General features: G+C 62.7%; 19 protein-coding genes and 1 pseudogene. 7 read left to right on the forward strand and 13 right to left on the reverse strand.

Features of this window, described 5'->3' with window-relative positions:
* Nucleotides 1-10 precede the first annotated feature (10 nt).
* Complete coding sequence (gene xth / locus HU737_RS09915; protein ID WP_186554415.1) at nt 11-805, reverse strand: exodeoxyribonuclease III; 795 nt, start codon at nt 803-805, stop codon at nt 11-13.
* Nucleotides 802-1,044 (reverse strand): hypothetical protein, encoded by a 243-nt coding sequence (locus HU737_RS09920; RefSeq protein WP_186554414.1) that lies wholly within the window; start codon nt 1,042-1,044, stop codon nt 802-804. The genes xth and HU737_RS09920 overlap by 4 nt, the downstream gene beginning before the upstream one ends.
* Nucleotides 1,045-1,211: 167 nt before the next feature.
* Between HU737_RS09920 and HU737_RS09925 the strand changes: the two genes are divergently transcribed.
* Nucleotides 1,212-1,712: a DUF4142 domain-containing protein gene (locus HU737_RS09925; RefSeq protein ID WP_186554413.1), complete on the forward strand. Its 501-nt coding sequence runs from the start codon at nt 1,212-1,214 to the stop codon at nt 1,710-1,712.
* A gap of 25 nt (nt 1,713-1,737) precedes the next feature.
* Complete coding sequence (locus HU737_RS09930; RefSeq protein WP_186554412.1) at nt 1,738-1,989, forward strand: hypothetical protein; 252 nt, start codon at nt 1,738-1,740, stop codon at nt 1,987-1,989.
* 66 nt (nt 1,990-2,055) lie between these two features.
* On the opposite strand, the gene HU737_RS09935 is transcribed toward HU737_RS09930, so the two are convergent.
* Together HU737_RS09935 and HU737_RS09940 are read right to left on the reverse strand one after the other, a co-directional pair.
* Nucleotides 2,056-2,232: a DUF6021 family protein gene (locus HU737_RS09935; RefSeq protein WP_225915688.1), complete on the reverse strand. Its 177-nt coding sequence runs from the start codon at nt 2,230-2,232 to the stop codon at nt 2,056-2,058.
* 58 nt (nt 2,233-2,290) lie between these two features.
* Entirely contained in the window at nt 2,291-3,301 is a 1,011-nt protein-coding gene (locus tag HU737_RS09940) for a DNA-binding protein (protein ID WP_186554411.1), read from the reverse strand.
* Nucleotides 3,302-3,686: 385 nt separating this feature from the next.
* Here HU737_RS09940 and HU737_RS09945 point away from each other — a divergent pair, with 385 nt between their 5' ends.
* The 4 genes from HU737_RS09945 (at nt 3,687) to HU737_RS09960 (ending at nt 9,374) form a co-directional block, all read left to right on the forward strand.
* Nucleotides 3,687-5,006, forward strand: a complete 1,320-nt coding sequence (locus HU737_RS09945) for an MFS transporter (protein WP_186554410.1) — start codon at nt 3,687-3,689, stop codon at nt 5,004-5,006.
* Nucleotides 5,007-5,219: 213 nt separating this feature from the next.
* Nucleotides 5,220-6,050, forward strand: a complete 831-nt coding sequence (locus HU737_RS09950) for an alpha/beta fold hydrolase (protein ID WP_186554409.1) — start codon at nt 5,220-5,222, stop codon at nt 6,048-6,050.
* Between the two features lie 139 nt (nt 6,051-6,189).
* Nucleotides 6,190-8,514, forward strand: coding sequence for a putative bifunctional diguanylate cyclase/phosphodiesterase (locus HU737_RS09955; RefSeq protein WP_186554408.1), 2,325 nt, complete (start codon nt 6,190-6,192; stop codon nt 8,512-8,514).
* Nucleotides 8,505-9,374, forward strand: a complete 870-nt coding sequence (locus HU737_RS09960; RefSeq protein WP_186554407.1) for a phosphate/phosphite/phosphonate ABC transporter substrate-binding protein — start codon at nt 8,505-8,507, stop codon at nt 9,372-9,374. The genes HU737_RS09955 and HU737_RS09960 overlap by 10 nt, the downstream gene beginning before the upstream one ends.
* A gap of 588 nt (nt 9,375-9,962) precedes the next feature.
* Here HU737_RS09960 and HU737_RS26180 read toward each other — a convergent pair.
* Together HU737_RS26180 and HU737_RS26185 are read right to left on the reverse strand one after the other, a co-directional pair.
* A complete protein-coding gene (locus HU737_RS26180) occupies nt 9,963-11,072 on the reverse strand; it encodes an SMP-30/gluconolactonase/LRE family protein (protein WP_434727074.1) in 1,110 nt (369 codons plus the stop codon).
* A pseudogene (locus HU737_RS26185) lies at nt 11,067-11,675 on the reverse strand (SDR family NAD(P)-dependent oxidoreductase); the annotation flags it as partial. The pseudogene HU737_RS26185 and the gene HU737_RS26180, both read right to left, overlap by 6 nt.
* A gap of 272 nt (nt 11,676-11,947) precedes the next feature.
* On the opposite strand from HU737_RS26185, the gene HU737_RS09970 reads away from it, so the two are divergent.
* Entirely contained in the window at nt 11,948-12,919 is a 972-nt protein-coding gene (locus HU737_RS09970) for a LysR family transcriptional regulator (RefSeq protein WP_186554405.1), read from the forward strand.
* Here HU737_RS09970 and asnB read toward each other — a convergent pair.
* The 7 genes from asnB to HU737_RS10005 are packed head-to-tail and all read right to left on the reverse strand — an operon-like array spanning nt 12,908 to nt 20,870.
* Complete coding sequence (asnB, locus tag HU737_RS09975; RefSeq protein ID WP_186554404.1) at nt 12,908-14,743, reverse strand: asparagine synthase (glutamine-hydrolyzing); 1,836 nt, start codon at nt 14,741-14,743, stop codon at nt 12,908-12,910. The two genes, HU737_RS09970 and asnB, sit on opposite strands and share 12 nt — an antisense overlap.
* Before the next feature lie 11 nt (nt 14,744-14,754).
* The gene (locus HU737_RS09980; RefSeq protein WP_186554403.1) at nt 14,755-16,140 is read right to left on the reverse strand and encodes an amidase family protein; all 1,386 of its coding nucleotides are present in this window, start codon (nt 16,138-16,140) and stop codon (nt 14,755-14,757) included.
* On the reverse strand, nt 16,127-17,119 hold the full coding sequence (locus HU737_RS09985; protein WP_186554402.1) for an AMP-binding protein: 993 nt from the start codon (nt 17,117-17,119) through the stop codon (nt 16,127-16,129). Before HU737_RS09985 ends, HU737_RS09980 begins: the two co-directional genes overlap by 14 nt.
* Nucleotides 17,116-17,400 (reverse strand): acyl carrier protein, encoded by a 285-nt coding sequence (locus HU737_RS09990; protein ID WP_186554401.1) that lies wholly within the window; start codon nt 17,398-17,400, stop codon nt 17,116-17,118. Before HU737_RS09990 ends, HU737_RS09985 begins: the two co-directional genes overlap by 4 nt.
* Nucleotides 17,397-17,804 (reverse strand): hypothetical protein, encoded by a 408-nt coding sequence (locus tag HU737_RS09995; RefSeq protein ID WP_186554400.1) that lies wholly within the window; start codon nt 17,802-17,804, stop codon nt 17,397-17,399. Before HU737_RS09995 ends, HU737_RS09990 begins: the two co-directional genes overlap by 4 nt.
* 10 nt (nt 17,805-17,814) lie before the next feature.
* Nucleotides 17,815-19,557: a prenyltransferase/squalene oxidase repeat-containing protein gene (locus HU737_RS10000; RefSeq protein ID WP_225915601.1), complete on the reverse strand. Its 1,743-nt coding sequence runs from the start codon at nt 19,555-19,557 to the stop codon at nt 17,815-17,817.
* Nucleotides 19,554-20,870: an AMP-binding protein gene (locus tag HU737_RS10005; RefSeq protein WP_186554399.1), complete on the reverse strand. Its 1,317-nt coding sequence runs from the start codon at nt 20,868-20,870 to the stop codon at nt 19,554-19,556. The genes HU737_RS10000 and HU737_RS10005 overlap by 4 nt, the downstream gene beginning before the upstream one ends.
* Nucleotides 20,871-21,132 lie beyond the last annotated feature (262 nt).

Raw genomic sequence — 21,132 nt, forward strand, 5'->3', positions numbered from 1 at the left:
TGACTATAGATCAGCGCCGTTTGCGCGAGCCCAGCTCGATCCAGGTCGGCGCGTGGTCGCTGGCTTTGGGCTCGTTACGCACCCAGGCGTCGACCCCTGCCGCCTTCAGATAGGGGGCTAGCGCGCGATTGAGCAGCAAGTGGTCGATTCGCAGCCCGGCATTGCGCGCCCAGTGATTACGAAAGTAATCCCAGAAGGTATACACCCGCTCATCCGGGTGCAGGTGGCGCACTGCATCGATCCAGCCTTGCCCAAGCAGGCGCTGGTAGCAGGCGCGCGATTCGGGTTGGAGCAAGGCGTCCTTGAGCCAGGAGCGCGGGTTGTAGATGTCTTGATCGGTCGGCACCACGTTGAAGTCACCGGCCAGCACCGTCGGGTGTTCGCTGGCGCATAACCCCTGGGCATGCGTGATCAGGTGTTCGAACCAGGCGAGCTTGTAATCGAACTTCGGCCCCGGTTGCGGATTGCCGTTGGGCAAGTACAGACAGGCGACCAGTACGCCATGGACCGCGGCCTCCAGGTAGCGGCTCTGGCTGTCGTCTTGCATGCCTGGCAAACCACGGCGCACCTCCAAAGGCTCACTGTCGCGGGCCAATATCGCCACCCCGTTCCACGCTGGCTGGCCCTGGTACACACAGCCATAGCCGGCCGCTTCCAAGGCCTGACGGGGAAAGTCCTTGTCTGCGGCCTTAAGCTCTTGCAGGCAGGCGATATCCGGTTGTTCCCGTTCAAGCCAGGCCAGTAACCCAGGCAAGCGACTGCGGATGCCATTGATGTTGAAGGTGGCAATTTTCAGCGCTTTCATGCGTCTGGATCGTTGACGTGGGCCTGCACCGCCTCCTCAAGGGCGCGGACATGGGCCTGGTCGGCCAGCGCCTTGAGGGCCAGCCAATCATCCCAATCGAGTGCGCCGTCGTCGCGCAGCGCCTGGGCAGTACGAATCAGCTCGTGGTGATAAGCATCCGGCGATTCGCGCCTATAGCTCTCGTCGTCGTACTGGGCGTACCAGGCTTCAAGCTCGGGAATGCTGCGTTCAATGCTCATGCCCCCTGCTCCTTCATGCAACCTTTGAATCTCTGAGCCCTGCCCGCTGGCATCGTTCCCCAGTGGTGCACAGGAGGCGCTGTGCGCAGAAAAATTAAACCTTTGCTCGGCGCCATGGCTCAACCATAAGCGACATTGAGGTCGCGCCAACTGAGAAGGAGTGCGTCATGAACAACCTGTTCCTCAAGCGGGTCGGCTTGTCCGTCGCATTGGGCATGGCTTCGTTGCATGCCATGGCCGCAAGTTCAGATGACTTTGTCGATGCTGCCACCGAAGCCGGTATTGCCGAAGTGGTGACCGGCAACCTGGCCATGCAGAAGAGCCAGAATGCCGACATCAAGGCCTTCGCTCAACAAATGGTCACCGACCATACCAAGGCCAATCAGCAACTTGGCGATGTCGCCCGCAAACACGATATCAGCGTGCCGGATGAGGCCGCGCTGACCGACAAGGTGAAGAAGGTGATCCTGGAGTGGCGTGACGAGTCGTTCGACAAGTCGTACATCAACAACCAGGTCGATGCCCACGAAAAAGCCGTGGAGTTGTTCCAGAAAGAGGCCAGCTCTTCTGACAAGCCTGACCTGAAAGCCTTCGCCAGCGACACGCTGCCGACCCTGCAAAAACACCTGGAGCATGCCAAGCAGCTCCAAGCCAAACACGGCAAATGAATTGATTCTGCGAGGTTAGCCATCCATGAGTAACGATCCACTACGCTCAGAAGTTCTTACCCGCCTGCTGCATGCCCACCCGCAGGGGCTGGGCAAGGAAGTGCTGGACAATTATCGCGGCGAGAAAGCCGTGGCCGGCATGCTCAAGACCCTGCAGGACGAAGGGCTGATTCACGATGGCAGCGTTGGCGTCGACGCCGAGCACCAGATCAGCGTGCAGTATCCGATCAAACTCTCCAGCGCGGGGGTTGAGGCAGCCAAGCACGTCGAAGGCTGACCGTCCTGACTGGGTTAAGCCCATTCCGGCCTCTTTGCGGGCTCACCTGCAAAGAGGCCGGAGTCTTCATTGCTTCTTCTCAAAATCCCGCGGCGGCTTGGCCGGCCCCTGGGGATCAACTTGCGGATCATCGACATCTGGCGAGTCCGGATCAAACCCCAGATCATCCTTTTGAGTGGAATGCTCGGAAGAATGAGGCCCCTTCCCTGGCTGTTCAGTAGGCTGTTGCTCTGGCTTGGACATGGTTGAGCGACTCCGGTGAGTGTCTACAGAAGAAACCACCGGCAGCGCAAAGTTTGATTTATCCGCCTTCGCCAAGCCCATTGGCGTGCTCCTGGGCAGCCAAAACCGCGCGGCACTCGCTCAACGCGGCAGACCGACTGCCGAGCTCAGCCTGCAAATAATCCAACTGCTGCTTCTGTTCGCTGCACAACTCGCGCTTTTGCTCCAACTGCTGGGCTTGTGCCTCGAGCTGACGGCGCATCTCATCACTGCTGCCCTGCGCCTGGGCCAGGATCGAGCGCAGCCCCTGCACTTGTGCATCGCGTTGCTCAAGTTGCTCGTTCATCAGGGTGTGCTGCGCGGTCAACTGACGGGTCTCACCTAGCAAGCGCTCATTGTCGCGGTGCAGGCGGGTCAATTCTTCCTGGCGCACGATCAGGCCCTGCTGCAATTGCCGCTGTTCGACCTGCAGCTGTTGAACCTGCGCCTCATGCCGGCGCTGTTCTTGCTCGCGCTGCTCGCGGCTGGCGGCGCGGTAGTGCTCGAGCGCATCGCGAGCGTGGCGGTGTTTGTCTTCCAGCGATCGGACCTGTTCATCCTTGTCGGTCAGGCGCAGCTGCAACTCGCCCAGCGACTGGTTGAGGCTGGCACTGCGCAATTGCTCGGCTTGCAGAGTACTCAAGGTCGAGGCGAGTTTTTCTGATTCGGCCTGCAAGGCGGCGGCCTGGATCTGCTGTTGTTGGTGCGCCGCAGCCAGCGCCTGCTGCGCCAGCTGCAGCTGCGCGTGAAGCTGCTCACGCTGCTCGACGAATACCGCCTCGGCCTGGCGAACGTGCGCCTCTGCTTGCTCATGCAATTGCGCCGCCAGCTGATCCACCAGCCGTGCCAATTGCTCGTTCAGCCCTGCCATCGCCAACGGCGCCGCGGGTTGCTGGGCCTCCAGTTCTTTGAGGTAGCGGTGAATGGTGGTTTTCGATCCAGTGTTGCCCAGCTCGATACGTACCGCATCGATGCTGGGATGTTCGCCACGGGCTATCAAGGCCTGGCGCGCCTGCTGCACTACTGCTTTGTTGATACCGCCGCGCGCCATATTTGCTCCTACGATTTCGTAATGTGGTACGTACTATGTAATTACGTACCGATTCTGATCGTGGAGGCACGGATTTTCAAGGACTAGATAACATTCAATAATCACGGCTTATCGCATGTGAGAGGCAAATGCGTCGCTAAAAGTCGCCCTCAGATGTACAGAAGCTCGCGGCGGGAGTACTGGATAGGGAAAAGCGGCCGATACTCAGGCGCAAGGAAACGCGGCCCGCTACTGTTCGATGATCGAACACAAGCGCCACCCCTTGAATTGACGGTCTGTGATTCACTGCGCACCATTCACCGATCTCGCGCCCCGCTCTAGCTAAAGGCTGGTCGCGTTCGATAAGCCCTTGCAGCTCATAACAAGTTCAACAAACGACCCTTAAATGACCGATTCCAAGATCACCACCGCCCGCGTCCCGCAGGGAGGCATCGGCGACAAAGTTCGCGATGCCTTCGCCGTCGGCAAGACCCGCTGGGGCATGCTCGCCCTGGTGTTCTTCGCCACCACCTTGAACTACATCGATCGCGCTGCCCTCGGGATCATGCAACCGATGCTGGCCAAGGACATGAGCTGGACGGCGATGGACTACGCCAACATCAACTTCTGGTTCCAGGTCGGCTATGCGATCGGCTTTTTGTTGCAAGGCCGGCTGATCGACAAAGTAGGCGTCAAGCGTGCGTTCTTCGCCGCCGTGCTGCTCTGGAGCCTTGCCACAGGCGCCCACGGCTTGGCGACCTCGGCGGCGGGGTTCATGGTTTGCCGGTTCATCCTTGGCCTGACTGAAGCGGCCAATTACCCCGCTTGCGTCAAGACCACGCGGCTGTGGTTCCCCGCTGGCGAACGGGCGATTGCCACCGGCCTGTTCAACGCCGGCACCAATGTCGGCGCCATGGTCACCCCGGCGCTGCTGCCGCTGATCCTCGCCGCCTGGGGCTGGCAAGCCGCGTTCATCGCCATGGCTTGCCTGGGCCTGGTCTGGCTGGTGTTCTGGGGGCTGAAATACTTCGACCCTGAGCAGCACCCGCGGGTGCGCCAGAGCGAACTGGACTACATCCAACAGGACGTCGAGCCTGAGGCGCGCCGGGTACCCTTCAAGCGCATCCTGCGCATGCGCGGGACCTGGGCCTTCGCCGTGGCGTACTCGATCACCGCCCCGGTGTTCTGGTTCTACCTGTACTGGCTGCCGCCGTTTCTCAATCAGCAGTACGACTTGGGCATCAGCGTTACCCAGATGGGCATCCCGCTGATTCTGATCTGGCTGACCGCTGATTTCGGCAGCATCGGCGGCGGCATCCTGTCTTCCTGGTTGATCGGTCGCGGCGTACGGGCCATCCGCGCGCGGCTGATCTCGCTGCTGATTTTCGCCTGCAGCATGCTCAGCGTGACTTTTGCCGCGCACGCCAGTGGCCTGTGGATTGCGGTACTGGCCATCGCGGTGGCGGTTGGCGCGCACCAGGCCTGGACGGCGAATATCTGGAGTCTGCTTATGGACTACACGCCCAAGCACCTGATCAGCTCGGTGTTCGGCTTCGCCAGCATGTGCGCGGCCATTGGTGGGATGTTCATGACCCAGATCGTGGGCAGCGTGCTGACTGCTACCCATAACAACTATGCGGTGTTGTTCACCCTGATTCCGGCCATGTACTTCCTGGCGCTGATCTGGCTGTACTTCATGGCGCCGCGCAGTATCGAAACGCTGTAAGCAGGCATGGTGCTTTCCTCACAGGCCCGTCATGGGCCTGTTTTTTTGTGCCGTATGCCCAGTTACCACTACTGATGCCGCACCTTCGGAAAATTCTCAGACCTTGAAGCTGACTTTAGTCCTACGCTGGATAGGCGACCGAGGGTTCAACCGGCTCAGGCTGTGCGGTGGATGTCGGTCACCACGCCACCCTTTGATACAGGAGACGCGAGCATGGGATACGTCACAACTAAAGATGGGGTCGAGATTTTCTACAAAGACTGGGGGCCACGCGACGCCCAGGTGATCCACTTTCACCATGGCTGGCCGCTGAGCGCCGATGACTGGGATGCGCAATTGCTGTTCTTCCTTGGCCAAGGCTTTCGCGTGGTCGCCCATGACCGGCGCGGACACGGGCGCTCCAGCCAGGTCTGGGATGGACACGACATGGACCACTACGCCGATGACGTCGCCGCTGTGGTCGAGCACCTGGGGACGCAGGGCGCGGTGCATGTCGGCCACTCCACCGGCGGCGGCGAGGTGGTGCGCTATATCACCCGTCATCCCAGGGATCCGGTTGCCAAAGCCGTGCTGATTGCAGCGGTGCCCCCGCTGATGGTCAAGACCGAGGCTAATCCGGGTGGGCTGCCCAAGTCGGTATTCGACGACTTCCAGGTGCAAACCGCGACCAACCGCGCGCAGTTTTTCCACGATGTGCCCGCCGGCCCGTTCTACGGCTACAACCGACCTGGGGCCGAGCCTGCCGAAGGGGTCATCCTCAATTGGTGGCGCCAGGGCATGATGGGCTCGGCCAAGGCTCACCATGACGGCATCGTTGCCTTCTCGCAGACCGACTTCACCGAGGATCTCAAGCGCATCACCATCCCGGTGCTGGTCATGCATGGCGATGACGACCAGATCGTGCCCTACGAAAACTCCGGCCCGCGCTCGGCAGAACTGCTCAGCAACGGCATCTTGAAGACCTACCAGGGCTACCCGCATGGCATGCCGACCACCCATGCCGATGTGATCAACGCCGATCTGTTGGCGTTCGTGCGCGGTTGATCAATGCGCAGCCATAGGCGTTGTGAGCCTATGGCTGCGCGCTCGGTAGAAAAAATGAAAGCAAAGTGCCATTAGTCATCCAGCTGTCATCTGCCTGTCGTATTTTCCGAGCATTACCCAGGGTCGGGAACCACCAGCAGTGATCCGCCGAACATCATCCTCCGCAGGCCTTCTGCCGATTCTGATCCTGGTGCTGTGCGCCGCGACCCTGGCATTTCTCTGGGGCCTGCACTTCACCCAGAAACACGCCGCCCGCCAGGGCGCTTTGTCAGCCAAAGCGGCCGAGCACCTGAACCTTGCCAGTATCGTCGCCGAGAGCCTGCGCCAATTGGTCGATCGCGCCCAGGCAGTTGGCCGCGGTACCCAGGACGATATGAAAGCGCTGCGCCAAGGCAGCTTCAGCCTGGCGCGGATTCTGGCTGAAGACCCCGTATTCAAGCGCATGAGCCTATATGACCGGCACGGACAGCTGGTCTCGGCCAGCCATGGCGACGAAGTCCAGCGCCTGCCTGATGAGTGGCTGGAGCAGCTGAAAAACCACGTCTCGCGCTACGGCTTCAAGCCGTTCCTGCCGCGCATCGCGGCGAGTGACAATCCCTCCGCCCTGCCCGACTGGCGCCTGCCATTCCTGCTGCCCCTGACTGATCTGCCGGGGCGCGAGATCGACACTATCCTGGTGGTGCAACTGGACATCGGCTACCTGGCGGTGTTGTTTCAACACATCGACCTGGGCCGCAGCGGGCTGATGCGGCTGCTGCAGGATGATGGCCAGGAGCGCTTGCGGATCGACACCAGCGGCGTAGTGGTGGCCGGCGACACATTGATGCCCGACCTGCCAGACACCGGTGATGACGCCGGGGTGCTGACCCAATATGCCGCCGAAGGGCCCTACCAGAGCCTGTATCGGCGCGTGGCTGATCGCGGTTTCAGCATCGTGGTCAGCCAGCGCTATGAAGAAATCCTCACCCCGTCGGCACTGACCTACGAAGGCCAATTCTGGCTGAACCTGTGCATGACCCTGATGATCCTCGCCAGCCTCGCCTGGAGCCTGCGCCTGCTGGGCAAGCGCCAGGAAGCCTTCAGTGCGCTGGAGCAGGCCCAGCAGGTCAACCATGAGCTGATCGAGCGCCTGGAAGACGAGCACCGGCGCAGCAGCCATGCGGCAGCTACCGATCACCTCAGCGGCCTGCACAATCGCCGCCAGTTCGTCGAAGTAGCTACCCAGACCCTCAGCCGGCAACGTGGCAAACGCCGCCTGATGGCAATCCTGTTCATCGACATGGATCGCTTCAAATCGATCAACGACTCGCTTGGCCACCGCATTGGCGACCTGCTGTTGCAAGCGGTCGCCGGGCGCATCCAGCGCCTGCTTGAACCCGGCGACGAAGCCTCGCGCTTTGGCGGTGACGAGTTCGTGGTGCTGCTGGCCGGGGAACGCAGTGAAGAACAGATCAACACCTGGGTGCGCACATTGGTGCAAAAGCTCTCTGCCACCTATGCCCTGGATGGCCAGGAGGTCAACACCAGCCCCAGCGTCGGCGTCAGTATCTGCCCGCGCGATGGCCAGGACATCGACGCACTGATCCGCTGCGCGGACGCGGCCATGTATTCGGCCAAGCAAGCCGGACGTGCCCAATACCGCTTCTTCGATCCCTCGTTGAACCTGAGCGACATCCAGGCCTTCACCCTCGAACAGGCCTTTGGCAGCGCATTGGCCGAGCGCCAGTTCGTCTTGCATTATCAGCCGCAGATTCGCCTGGATACCCTGCAAGTGCTGGGTTACGAGGCTCTGGTGCGCTGGGACCACCCCGAGTTCGGCCTGCTTTACCCCGACCGGTTCATTGGGGTTGCCGAGCGCAGCGGCTTTATCGTCGAGCTGGGCTGGGAAGTGCTGCGCCTGGCCTGCGAGGAACTGGTGCGCTGGCGCCAACGCGACCTCGATTCGCGCCTGGCGGTGAATGTCTCAGCGCTACAACTGCGCCAGGGCGATTTCAGCGAGCGCCTGCTCGCCGAGCTCAAGCGCCTGCAAATTGCCCCGCACCGGCTGGAGCTGGAGATCACCGAAACCACCGTGCTCGACCCCGAAGGCGCCGCCGTCGACCACCTGCACCGCTTGCGCGCGGCAGGTATCGGCATCAGCCTGGACGATTTCGGCCGCGGCTACGCAGGTTTTGCCCATCTGCACTCTCTGCCGCTGAGCAAGCTGAAAATCGACCGTGCGTTGATCGCGCCACTGTGCAACAGCCACGACGACAGCCCGATCGTTTCTTCGACCATCATCCTGGCCAAGCGCCTGGGCCTGGAAGTGGTTGCTGAAGGCGTCGAAACCCGCGAGCAGGTGGTGTGCCTGAAGCTTGCCGGTTGCGACATTGCCCAGGGTTATCACTTCAGCCGGCCGTTGTCGGTCGCTCAACTGCAAGACTATCCACCGTTCAGAAGCCTCGAGGTCAAAGCATGCGTGTAGCCAAGGCGCTGGCCGCGCTGAGCCTGGCCCTGAGCCTTATCGGTCACGCCCAGGCCGACTGCAGCCCTCGTGCGTTGCGCCTGGCGGTGATCCCGATCAAGAGCGCGCAAGACATGCAGCGTGAACACCAGCCACTGATCGACCGTTTGAGCCAGGCAACCGGTGTGCCGGTGGAGCTGGTGATCGCCTCTTCCTATGAAAGCGTGGTCGATGCGATCGTCTCCGGCGGTGCCGATATTGCCCGGCTCGGCCCGGCCTCCTACGTCCTGGCCCAGCGTCGCGACCCGCGCATCGAGCCCTTCGCCAGCTTCACCCTCAGCGCCGGCACCTATACCCCGGCGGGCAACTACTACCAGGCACTGCTGCTGACCCGCGCCGATGGGCCTGAACAAATCGACAGCCTGCGCGGTAAGCGGGTCGCGCTGAGCGACCCGGCCAGCACGTCAGGCAGCCTGGTGCCCAGCGTCGAGTTCGCCGCCACAGTGGCCCTGGCGCTACCACGTTACTTTGGCGCGCTGGTGTATGCCGGCAACCATGACAACGCTCTGGAGGCGCTATTGGACGGTCGCGTCGATGCCGCATTCGTCGCCAGCGAACGTGCCGATGCGTATCTGGCCGGTCATGCAATCAAGCCTGAACGGCTGCAGGTACTGTGGCGTTCGCAGCCGATTCACTACGACCCGTATGTATTCAGTGCCAGCCTGTGCCCAGCGACCAAGGCACGGATTCGCAATGCCATGTTGGACGACCCACAGGCACTGGCGGGGTTCGTTGCCTCCCAGGAAGCCAGCGGTTTGGTGCCGGTGAGCCATGCCGATTACGCCGCGTTGCAGCGGATGATGGACGCCGCCGGACAGTGATGTCCGCGCAAGCATCGGCGCGCGATAGCAGTGGGTGCAGTGGGAGCTGGCTCACCGTCAGCCGGGAGAATTGTGCGGTACCTGTGCGGGCGTGCCCGTGAAGAGGTCGGAGCATCCAGCACAAATGCCACTATCGCCAGATAACGCCAGCCCAGGCACCGCCACTAACTTTGCGACGGCAGGAGGCCGAGCGGAGGGCTTGCGAAGGGAGGTGACGGCCATGGATGGCCGTCAAGCGCTGCGGCCCAGGAGAGGCCGTACAGCGAGGTCCTCCCGGGAGCAAGCCCGCAGCGAGGGAACCCGAAGCGCAGCGTAGGGCCGGATGCAGGAGCGAGCGGTTTTGCTTACTTTTCCCAAGAGAAAAGTAAGCCGCCGTAAAGGCGGAAGGGGCCGCTAGCGTCGCTACAAAGAATGGATAAGCTCCCGACTCAAGACCTCAAGACCATCTTCCACAACAAGACAGTTGCTCCTACTTGCTACTTGCCACTTGCCACTTCCCACTTGCCGCTTGTATGCGCATCGAGCATATCCAGAACGAAGCCGGTGTCGGCCTGACCTTGGTCCTGCCACGCAGCCAGGACAAGCGCCTCATTCCTTGAACAGGTGACGCGCCACCCCCGGCACCTCGGGGCGAATCATGTACAGATCGCCGGCATCCGGATAGTCGACCAGCTGCGCCGGCGCCATGCCAAAGCGCGCGGTGGTGATGTACAGGGTATCGAGCCCCTCGCCGCCAAAGCAGCAGCTGGTCGGGCGCGGTACCGGCATCAGCACCTGATCGCTCAGGTGGCCCTCGCGATCGTAGCGCAACAGGCAACTGCCATTGAACTGGCACACCCACAGACCACCCTCGCGGTCCAGGGCGATGCCGTCCGGGCGCCCCAGCTCGGCCGGGGTTTCAGCAAACAGGGTGGCCTCGCCCATCGTGCCGTCGGGCAGGTATTGAGCGCGGTAGATCCTGCGGGCAACCGAACAGACGAAGAACAGGGTCTGGCCGTCCTCGCTCCAGGCCAGGCCGTTGGGCAGAGACAGGTCGCGCTGAATCACCTCGGCATGCAACTCACGGTCAAAACGATACAGCGCGCCGGTCTTGCCGCTGGGGCCTTCATCCATCAGGCCGGTGACGAAATACCCCTGCGGATCACAGGCGCCGTCGTTGAAACGGTAGCTTGAGCGATGATGCACCGGCGCCGAATACTGGCGCACCTTGCCTTGCGCCACATCGAGCAGTGCTGCACTGGCATCTTCGGTAAAGATCAGGTTGCCCTTGTCTGTCAGGGCCAGGGCGCCGATACGTGCAGCCGACGCATACACTTCCTCTACCTCGCCACCCGGGCGCAGCCGATTGATCCGGCCACCAGAGATATCGACGAAGTACAGCTGCCCGTTTCGTTCATCCCAAACCGGACTCTCACCCAGATCGGCACGGGTTCGGGCGACCTTGGTCGGCACGTAGTGACACTCCTTGATGCGGCTCCAGCGCTCGGCCACCTCGTTCAGGCTGCCCGCTTCGACCCGGGCCAGGTCGCGGGGATAATTGACGCCGCTGTTCTCGCAAAAGCGCGTGGCGGTGAACTGGCCATTGCTGGCGCGCAGGATATACCCGGTGTCGCGGCACAAGTCGCTGGCCAGGTACAGCACGCCAGGGGTGACCCACTCGGGCTTGAGGTCTTCTGGCGGCTGGGTTACGCCCCACATGCGGGTCTTGGCCACCGGCGAGATCGCATTGACCAGAATGCCGTGCTCCAGGCCCTCCATGCTCAGCGCGTTCATGATGCCGACCTGGGCCATCTTGCCGGCGGCATAGGCCACCAACCCTGGCTGGGCATAGCGCTGGTACATTGCCCGGTCCGAGGTGGTCAGCACCACCCGCGGCGCGGCGGAACGCTTGAGGTGCTTCCAGGCATGCTTGGCCAGCCACACCGGTGCGTGCACGCTGATGCCCAGGGCGCGCTCAAGGAATGCCTCTTGCTGGTCTTCGATATCCTGGTAGCCGACCCAACCGGCGTTGTGGATCAGAATGTCCAAGGCGCCGAACTGTTCGATGGCCAGCTCCACCAGCTGCTGGCAGCCCGCTTCATCATCCAGGTGGCCAATATGCGCCACCACCTGCCCGCCGGCGGCCTGCAAGGCGCTGACCGCCTCAGTCACCAGCGCTTGATTCTCACCTTCGCCTACGCGATCAGTGCCCAGGTCACTGACAACCACGCGGGCGCCCTGGGCCAGCAACGCCTTGGCATACTCAAGCCCCAGCCCCTGGCCGCCACCGGTGACAATGGCGACCTTGTTCGTGAATGACATCGTCGAATCCCCTCCGATTCTTATCCACGAACCATAACAATAAAAAAATCAATGACTTAATACTAAAAGCATGCAACCTTGATATCTCCTGGATATCACCGAAGATTATCAATTGGATGAAGCAGGCTTTAAGACCTGTGCGTTTAGATAGGAAAAGCCCTCGTCTAGAGGCTTCTGCATGGCCAAGTCACACTCTATGATGGCGCGCTTGCAGGAATGGCCGGCGCCCGTCGCCGACCTGGCACCAGTTCGACTCGATGAAGGAACGTAGAATGATCGAGACACGTTTGCTCAGGCAGTTCATCGCCGTGGCCGAGGAGCTGCACTTTCACAAGGCAGCCATTCGCCTGCACATGGCGCAACCGCCCCTGAGCCAAGCGATCAACCGACTCGAGGAGAAGCTTGGCTTCAGCCTGTTCCTGCGCAACAAGCGCGGGGTCAAGCTCACAGCGGCCGGGATGGCTTTCCTGGAAACCGCGTATCGCACCCTCAAGGAGCTCGAACAAGGCATCGAGTATGCGCGCAATGTCTCCGAGGGTATCTGCGGCAAGCTGACCATCACGGCCATTTCCATCGCTTACTACGAATCACTGCTCAATTCGCTGCGGCGCTTTCGCGAAACCTACCCCAACGTGCGCCTGACCATCCGCGAAATGCCCTCGGCCTCCCAGGCCACGGCGCTGATGGCCGGCGAAGCGGACATCGCCTTCATGCGCAAGCTGCCGATGCCGCCTGACCTGATCGAATCGCGCTTGATCCTTAACGAGCAGATCGTGATGGCCTTGCCGGCCCATCATGAAAAAGCCCGCCAGTCGACGGTCGATCTGCGTGATTTTGCCGAGGAAGATTTCGTTTTCACCCCGCAGGTATTGGGCAATGGTTACTTCAGCCAGCTGATGGCCCTGTGCGAAGCGGCCGGTTTCTATCCCAAGGTGGTGCAGGAAGCTGGCCAGATCCATACCCTGATCGGCCTGGTCGCGTGTGGCTTCGGGGTGGCGCTGGTGCCGGAGTCGATCGCCCACTCGACCCTGCGCGACCGGGTGCTGTTCCGCCCGATCAAACCGGTCAATGAACAACCCAACCCGAGCATGGGCCTGTACATGAACTGGAACAGCCAGAACGCCTCCCCTGCCCTGGGCAGCTTCATCTCGATGCTCGACCTGGGCGCGCCGAAGCGCTTCAGCGATACCCTGCTGGACCTCGCTACCCAGGAAGAGATCGTGCGCCGCGAACTACACCGCTAGCCCATGCAGGCGCATCCAGGCATCCAGCGCCAAGGCCGTTTCCAGGTTGTTACGGCGTAACTGCGAATTGAAATAACCCTGCGCCTGGTTGAGCTGCGCCGCCAGCTGGGCGCGGTCGATGACCTGGAACACCGGGCTGTGTGAATCGCTCAGCAGCAGCCGGATGCGATCACGCAAGAACCGCTCATACGCCAGGTTGGCCGAGGTCGGGTAAGGGCTTTTCTTGCGTTCCAGCACCGCAGCGGGCAGCAAGTCGGCACAGGCCTGCTTGAGCAACCACTTCTCCTGGCCATCCTTGCCCTTGATCGACCAGGGCACGTTATAGACGTACTCCACCAGTTCGTGGTCGGTATACGGCACCCGCACCTCAAGGCTTGCGGCCATGCTCAAACGGTCCTTGCGATCGAGCAGGATCGGCAGCCAGTGATGCAGGTGCAGGTGGCAGATCTCCCGCATCCTTCGCTCGTGCGGGCTGTCGCCGGGCAGATGCTCGACCCGGTCCAACGCCTGGTGGTAGGCGCTGTCCTGATACCCGGCAAAGTCGCACAAGCGATTGAACTCAGGGTTGATCAGGTCGGCTTGCAGCAGTTGCATGCGCGACAGCCAAGGCAAGCGCGGCGCGGCAATCGCCTGCGGATCGCGGAACCAGGCATAGCCGCCAAACACCTCATCGGCCGCTTCACCGGAGATCGCCACCGTGGAATGCCCGCGAATCGCCTTGAACAGCAGGTACAGCGAGGTATCGACGTCTCCGAAGGTATTGGCCGAATCGTTGGCCCGGTACACCGCCTCGCGCGCGGGCCCTGCGACCAGCTCGCGGTTGTCGATCAAGATAGTCTGGTGCTGGCTGCCAATGAACTGGGCAGCGGCCAGCGCATAGGGCTCATCACGCTCGGGGCGAAAGCTATCGGCCTGGAACTGCTCGGCCTGGCCGACAAAATCCACCGAGAACGAATTGACCGTAGCGCCATGCTCGGCCTGCAGCTTACCCTGGGCCATGGCAGTGAGAATGCTTGAATCCAGCCCGCCGGACAGCAGCGAGCATACCGGCACGTCAGCATAGAGCTGCTCGCCGAGCGCCTTGCCGAGCAGCTCGCGCGTGCGCTGCACTGTGCTGTCGAGGTCATCTTCATGCTCGCGCCGGCTCAGTTGCCAATAGCGACTGACCTTGACCTGGCCTTGCGGGCGCCAGGACAAACGATGCCCGGGCGGCAGCTCGCTGATGCCGCGAAACGCCGTGCGCGCTGTAGCGCGTGACAGGCTCAGGCCATCCACCAGGCCGACCATATCCAGCGCTTTGGCGAACTCCGGGTGGGCCAGGATGGCCTTGATTTCCGAGCCAAACAGCAGCCCTCGCCCCTGCTGCGCGTAATACAGCGGCTTGACCCCCAGGCGGTCGCGCACCAGCAGCAAATGCCCGTCACGCGTGTCGAACACGGCGAAGGCGAACATCCCCGTGAGGTACTCGCAGCAGGCCTCGCCCCACTGCAGATAAGCGTGTAGCACCACTTCGGTATCGCTGCGGGTCTGGAACTGGTGCCCCAGCGCCTGCAGGCGTTCGCGCAGCGGGTTGTGGTTGTAGACTTCGCCGGTGTACACCAGCGCCACTTGCTGGCCGTCGGCGAACCGGTAGGTCATCGGCTGCACGCCACCGGCCAGGTCGATGATCGCCAGCCGCCGGTGCCCCAACAACGCGTGGCGGTGGCGCCAGCTGCCATGGGCATCCGGGCCGCGCAGGGCCAGGGTGTCGGTCATGGCGGCGATGATGGGCTGTTGTTGTTCAAGGTCGCGGGTGAAGTCCACCCACCCTGTAATTCCACACATGTGCGCCTCTCCTACTGTGCCTGGGTGTCTGCCGGCACCAGGCCGACCAGCGCTTGCAAGCGCTTGGCGATATCCAGCAACTGCCGTTCACTGTCGCGCCGGCCCATGATCTGCACCGCCAGCGCCGCCTTGCCATCCGTGCTCTGGCTGATCGGCACGGTGATCGCCGGCAGGCCGCTGAAGCTGGCCAGCGGGGTAAAACTGATTTTCTGCGCGTAATCGGCGTCTGCTGGCGACGGGATGGTCGAGTCGCCGGGCTGCGGATGACGCAGGTCGAATGGCCGGTTGGGGTCCATCGGGAACACCACGAAGTCGACCTCGGCAGCGTCGAACCAGGCGTCAATCCCGCCACGAATCTGATCCATACGCTGGTGAATGCGCTGGTATTCGCTGTCGCTCACCCCGGCGCCTACGGCCAGGGCGCTTTGCGTCGACCAGTGCAGCTCACAGTCGAAGGCCTGTTGCCAGGCTGCCGAAGCCAGCCAGGCATCGCGTGCGCACAGCTGCCAGGCGTCGCCACGGCAGGCCCACAGTTCAGGCATCTGCACCTCGCTTTGGCGCATGCCCAGCTCAGTCATGGCATGGCGGGTCTTGTCGAGCATGGCCAGCATCTGCGCGCTGGTCAGGCCCGGCTCGTGCACATGGCTGAGAAAGCCGACCCGGTAGTGCTGTTTGAGGGGTTGCTGCTCGCCGAGCAGGCCTTCGATGCCCAGCAAGGGAAACAGGAAGTCGAGGTCGTCAGCGGTGCGCGTCACCCAGCCCAAGGCATCCATGCGGGGCGACAGCGGGAACACCCCGGCCAGGCTCTGGGCCTTTTGCGTCATGCGCAGGCCGACCATGCCGTTGTGCGATGCAGGCCAACGTACCGAGCCGAGCACGTCGGTGCCCAACGAGATATCACACAGCCCCGCTGCCACCGACACCGCCGAGCCCGTGCTGGAGCCTGAAGGGTCGATCGTGGGGAAACGCGGGTTGCGACAACCGCCGCCAAAGGCAATGTTCAGCTCGGTGGTGGTGACCTTGCAGGTCAGCGCCACGCGTGGGTCCAGCCAGGTTAGCGCCTCGGCGCTGCGCGCCGGGTAATGGCGGTAGCTGCGCAGGCCCAGGCGGGTCGGCAGGCCAGCCACGTCGACCGTGTCCTTGACGCCTAGGCGATACCAGGGCGCTGCGACCGCTCGGCTACTGACCAGGCAGCGATAATGGTGATCGGCATGCACGGACCACTGCTCGTACTGCTCAGCCCATTCAGCGGCCAGAGCCGGGTTGGCCTCCAGGCGTGCGTGGCGTTCGCGCAGGCTCAGCGCCAGGTACTGCGGCGGCTGCCGGCCATGCGCTGGATCGGCGCCACAGTCGGCCAAGTAAGCGGCAATGGCATCTTCGGTTTTAACGTGTGACATCGGTGTATTCCTTGACAGTAGAGGCAGCCGCCCAGGGTTGCGGCTTGCCGGTTGCAGACAGCGGCAGGTGCGCGACCCGCCGCACCGCGAGCGGGCGCGGGGTGGCAGGCGGCAGTTCGGTGAAAGCACCCAGTACTTCGCGTTCGGTCAGCGAACTGGAGCAAAACAGCAGTTCATAAGCCTCGGCGCGCAGCGCATCGCGCACCGGCACGCAGGCCAACGCCGGACAGCCGAGATGACCACTCAGCTCACTGCCCAGTCTTGCCAGATCGACGCGCAGGCCGTTGACCTTGATCAGGCTGCTGACCCGGCCGAGCCACTGGAAGCGCCTGGCATCCAGTGGCTGAATCAGGTCGTCGCAGCGGTGGCTGGCAGCGGTGGCCTGGCCTTGCTCACAGGCGATGCGCGGGCTGGCCACTTCGAGCGGCGCCGGTTGCCCTGCCGGGGTCAGCAGTTCGACATCGTCGAGCAAGGTCCAGGGCTGATCGGCCGTGCTCTGCACATCGAGCTGCCGAAACGCCATGGCACCGGTTTCGGTCGAACCTAACAGCTCGATGAAGCGCACCTTCGGCCCGGCAAAGCGCTGCACGATGGCCAAGGCATCCGGTGGCAACAATGAGGCGCTGTGCAGGACCAGCACCTGGCGCTTGCCCACTAACCTTTCCAGCAGCCCCGGCAGCAGGCGCCAAGTGCTGGCGATCGCCAGGATCACGCAATGTCCTGTGCCATCGAGCGTTGGCAGTTGTTGCTGTTCCAGCGAGCAAAACTGCACCGGCGCACCGCTCACGCTTGCGCCGAACTCGCCGAGGATCTTGCCGTAGCTGTGGCTCGCGGGAGCGAACGCGATAATCTCGCCGACATCCGCCGCCCAGCGCTGGTAGATCAAGCGCGCCTCGCAGGCCATCTGCGCATGGCTGCGCAACCATTGCCGCGGCGCCCCAGTGGAGCCTGAGGTTTGAAACAGCTGGTGCTGGCTCACACGCTGGCCTGCAAAGTCAGTTGGTCCTCGAGCTTTTGCGCGACGAAGCGCTGCATCTTGTCCAGGGTCTCGAACCAGAAGCGCACGTCGTCGCTGAGGTAGTCCACTTCGATCTCAAAGCACTGCTCGATCGCGGTGATCACTTCGACCGCCATCAGGCTATCGAAGCGCTCGCCGATGAAATCGCGAAAACTGGCGTGGCGATCGAGGCAGGCGACCTCGGCGCCGAGCAGTTGCTCAAGCGTGTGACGAATGCGCTGTTCAATAGAGAGGGTATTCACGAGCGTGTGCTTCCTTGTGGTGAGCCTGCGTTGATCAGCGCGGAACCTGCGCTGTAGAACACCTGTGCAGGCGCGATGGGGTCGAATTGCAAATAAATGAATGCGCCGCTGTAAGTGGCGCGTAGCCCGGCATACAAGCCGTCGGCCAGCACCTGCTGGGCGAGCGCGTCGCGCTCTTCAGAGCAGGTGATGCGCAGGTGAAATTGCGCAGGCTTGCCCTGGCGATCGACGCTGGGCAGCGGCATGCCGGCGCTGAACACGCAGTCCAGCGGCAAGGGGGCGAAGAACACCATGCAGTGCGCAGGGTCGGCGCCGAGCTCCTTGAACACCCGGGTGAAGCCCAGGGCGATGCGCTTACGCTCGATCAGCGCCAACGGCGCGCAGGCGACAGTAATGGTGGGCATGGGCCAGTCCTTAGGAGAGGTGGAGGATGGGTAGCTGCGTACGTGCGCCGTTGACCAACGCCAGCAATAGCTGGCCCAGACAGGCAGACAGTGCGTCCTGGCCCTCCAGGTACAACGGCGACCAGGCAAAGCCCTGCCCAGCGCCGACCTTGTCGAGGAAAAAGCCCAGGTGCGGGATATCGATCGGCAACTCAAGGGCGAGCGCCAACGCCAGCGCCTGATAGGTGCTGAGCAAATCAGGGATGCGCTGGCCCTGATTGGCAAAGCCACCTTGGCGCACTTTGTGCGCGGCGAGCAGCGTCGCAGCCTCGGCCTTCACGTCCAGGCCCAGATAGGCCAGGCAGCCCAATGCCTGCAACCCCGCGCGCAAGGACGACTGGCCTCGGGGATAGGCCGAATAGGCAATTACACCGCCCTCCTCGCGGCGGCAGCTGCGCACGAAGCGTTCCAGGCTGGGCAGATCCACCCCGGCACTGTCGTTCAGCGCTTGCAGGATCGACACCGCCGAGGCGCTGGAGACCAGATCCGAGCCGCGCCCTTCCCAGAAACCGAAACCACCATCGGGGTTCTGTAACGAGGCCAGCCACTGGCCGATGGCCTGGCGCGCCCTTGGCTGCTCGGCAAACGCCCCAGCGGCCAGGCCCCAAGCAGTACAGCGCAGCTCGGCGCCACGCCCGGGCATGTACATGATCCCGGCTTCATTGGGCATCTGGCAGCCTTCGATCCAGCGCAACGCAGCATCACGATCATCATCGCCAAAGCCATTGCCGAGCAGGCCCGCTGCGGTGCTCAAGACATCGGCGGCGCTGCTCACTTCACGGTAGCTGTAGCCACCCTGGGGCATGGCCAGGGTAGCGATGAACGACGCCAGCGCATCGGCCATATGCTCAACCGGTTGGCCCATCGCCTTGAGCGAGCCCACGGCGCAGAACACCGCCCAGACATCCTCGCCGTCGTAACCATCCCAACGCACGAATCCGCCACCTGGCCCACGCAGGGCCTCGATCCAGGCCACGCAGCGCTGTTGATCCAGCGGCTGCGCGTTGAGTTCGGCCAGGCTTGCGGTGGCGCGATAGGTCGCCCACAAGCACGGCGATTGCGCCGTCTCGCTGAAGCGAAAGCCGCCTGCCTCAACTTGCTGCGCCTGCAGCCAGCCGATCAGCCGCGGCCGGTCCCAGGCCGGTGCGCGCAGGCCCGCTCGTGCAAGGGCGCGGGCGGCCATCACGCCGTAGAAGCAGGCGCGGGTATCGGCCACATCACGCTTGGCGAAATCAGCTGACCAGCTCAGGCCGCCGTTGGCGCACTGCAAGCCGTCGAGCCAGCGGTACAGGGCGTCGGCGTCGCGTACCTGGCCATTGCACACGTCCAACAAGGTGCGCAGTGCATAGTGAGTTGCCCAGGCATCTGCGGTTTGCCCTGGGCACATGGCATAGGCGTCGCCATCGAACAGGGTATCGATCCACTGCGCGGTAGCCTCGCGCTGATCGACCGGCGCGGCGAGATCCTTGAGCGTTTCGGTGCAATAGAATGTCGCCCAGGCATCGGAGGGCATGCCTTTGCTCCAGGCATAGCCGCCATCACGGTTGCGCCGAGACTGGATATAGGCCTGCAGCTGCGCCACGTTCGCGCTGGGCAGCCGCTCGATCCAGGCCAGGCTGCGGATTGCCGCGTAGGTGCACCACAAATCCGGTTGATGGTTAGCCAGGCCTCGCCCTTGCGGGAAGCGCGGCTGTTGCAGCAAACGCTCGTTCATTGCTGGCCACCGACAAAACGCAGGTTGGTTTTCTTCCAGCTTTTCTGCGAAGCGCCGCTCTTGCTCAGGGCCGAGAGATTGTTGACGAACAGGATGCGGCTCCAGCGCAGGCGCATGCGCGCCTCGGACTGGGCTTGCAGGTGCTGCTGCAGGGCGCCCTCCTGGTCATTGTCCCAAAGCACATCACGCTCCAGGATCAGTGCCGCGGTGTCGCTGTCACGGTCGACTTCGATCATGTAGCCGGTCGCGTCGCAGCTGCCGTACACCACCTCTTCCACGGCCCGGATTTCAAGGCCGACACCGCTGACCGTGACACTGTCATTGTCGCGGCCATTGATCAGCAGGGTCGGGCTGATCTGCCCTGGCTCACAGCCACCGGTGATGGTGACACTGTCGCCGGTGTCCAGGCGCAGGAGCGGCCGGGCGTAGAGATTCAGCGGCGTGACCAACAAACGCCCAGTCAGGCCCTGGGCTGGCGCGACCACGCGGCCATCGGCCAGCAGCAGTTCGAAGTAGTTGGTCGCAGTGGCCAGGCGCATCACCTGATCGTCGCCCACCGCCGCCAAGGTGCCGGTCTCGGTGCTGCCGTAGCTTGCGTCGAACACCTCGCACTGCCACCAACGCGCCAGGCGCTGGCGAAACGGCTGGGTGTTGACCTCGCCCAACAGCATGATAGAACGCACCGACTGGGCGAAGTCGGCAAGCATGTCGCGCTGCTTCAGGTAACGGGTCAGTTGCACCAGTACGCCTGGGGCGATGAACAATACCGTGGGTTGGTAGGTGGCGAAGGTCTTGCACACCCGTTCCCAGTCGGTGATGCCGGTGGTGAACGGGTACAGCCGCACATGGGAGACATCCAGGTATTCGCAGACATTGGCGATCAAGTCACCGACCGGGACGATGTCCGAGGGCATCAGGTTGGCCACCCGCGCCCCGGCCGGTAACAGCGAGCGCCAGTGACTGGCAACGCTGATGGCGTTCCAGATGATGTCCTGTTTCAGGCGCGGGGTGGGTGTCGGCTCACCTGTGGTGCCGGTGGTGGCGTAATACTTGGCAGCATCGCCAAGTACTACGGTGCAAAAGTCCAGCGGCCGTGCCTTGAGGCAGGCCTTGGCGGTCGGTTGCAGCTGGTCAAAGGCTGCCAGGCTGAAGGCTGGCAAATCCCTGTAGAAGGTGCTGGCCCGAGCACGCTCCCAGGCCGCGTGCAACTTGCCGGTATAAAAAGCCTGTTCGGGCATGCGCCCGAGTTGCTGTCGAAGTTCGCGTTCGGCGTCCTTAACGACAGCGTAATCATGATCCGTGTGAACTAACATCGACCCGCCCCTCTCGAATAAGTCGCGACGAGAATTGGCGAGTGCCTGCGCTGAGTAAAATACTATTTTCGACCCTGCGGTGAGAGTCGCGAAGTATTAGTTGCCCTTGAAATACAATGATTTAGCGTAGGAAGCGAGGCCACAAAATAACCATCCGCCGACGCCACGGGGGTGTTGGCCGAGTATCAGATAAAGACGTTTATTGTATTTCCCAAGCTGTGTCGTCACTGCGCACTATCGCCGCCACCTGCAGCACTTGCAG

The organism is Pseudomonas urmiensis (genome assembly GCF_014268815.2).
Taxonomy (GTDB): domain Bacteria; phylum Pseudomonadota; class Gammaproteobacteria; order Pseudomonadales; family Pseudomonadaceae; genus Aquipseudomonas; species Aquipseudomonas urmiensis.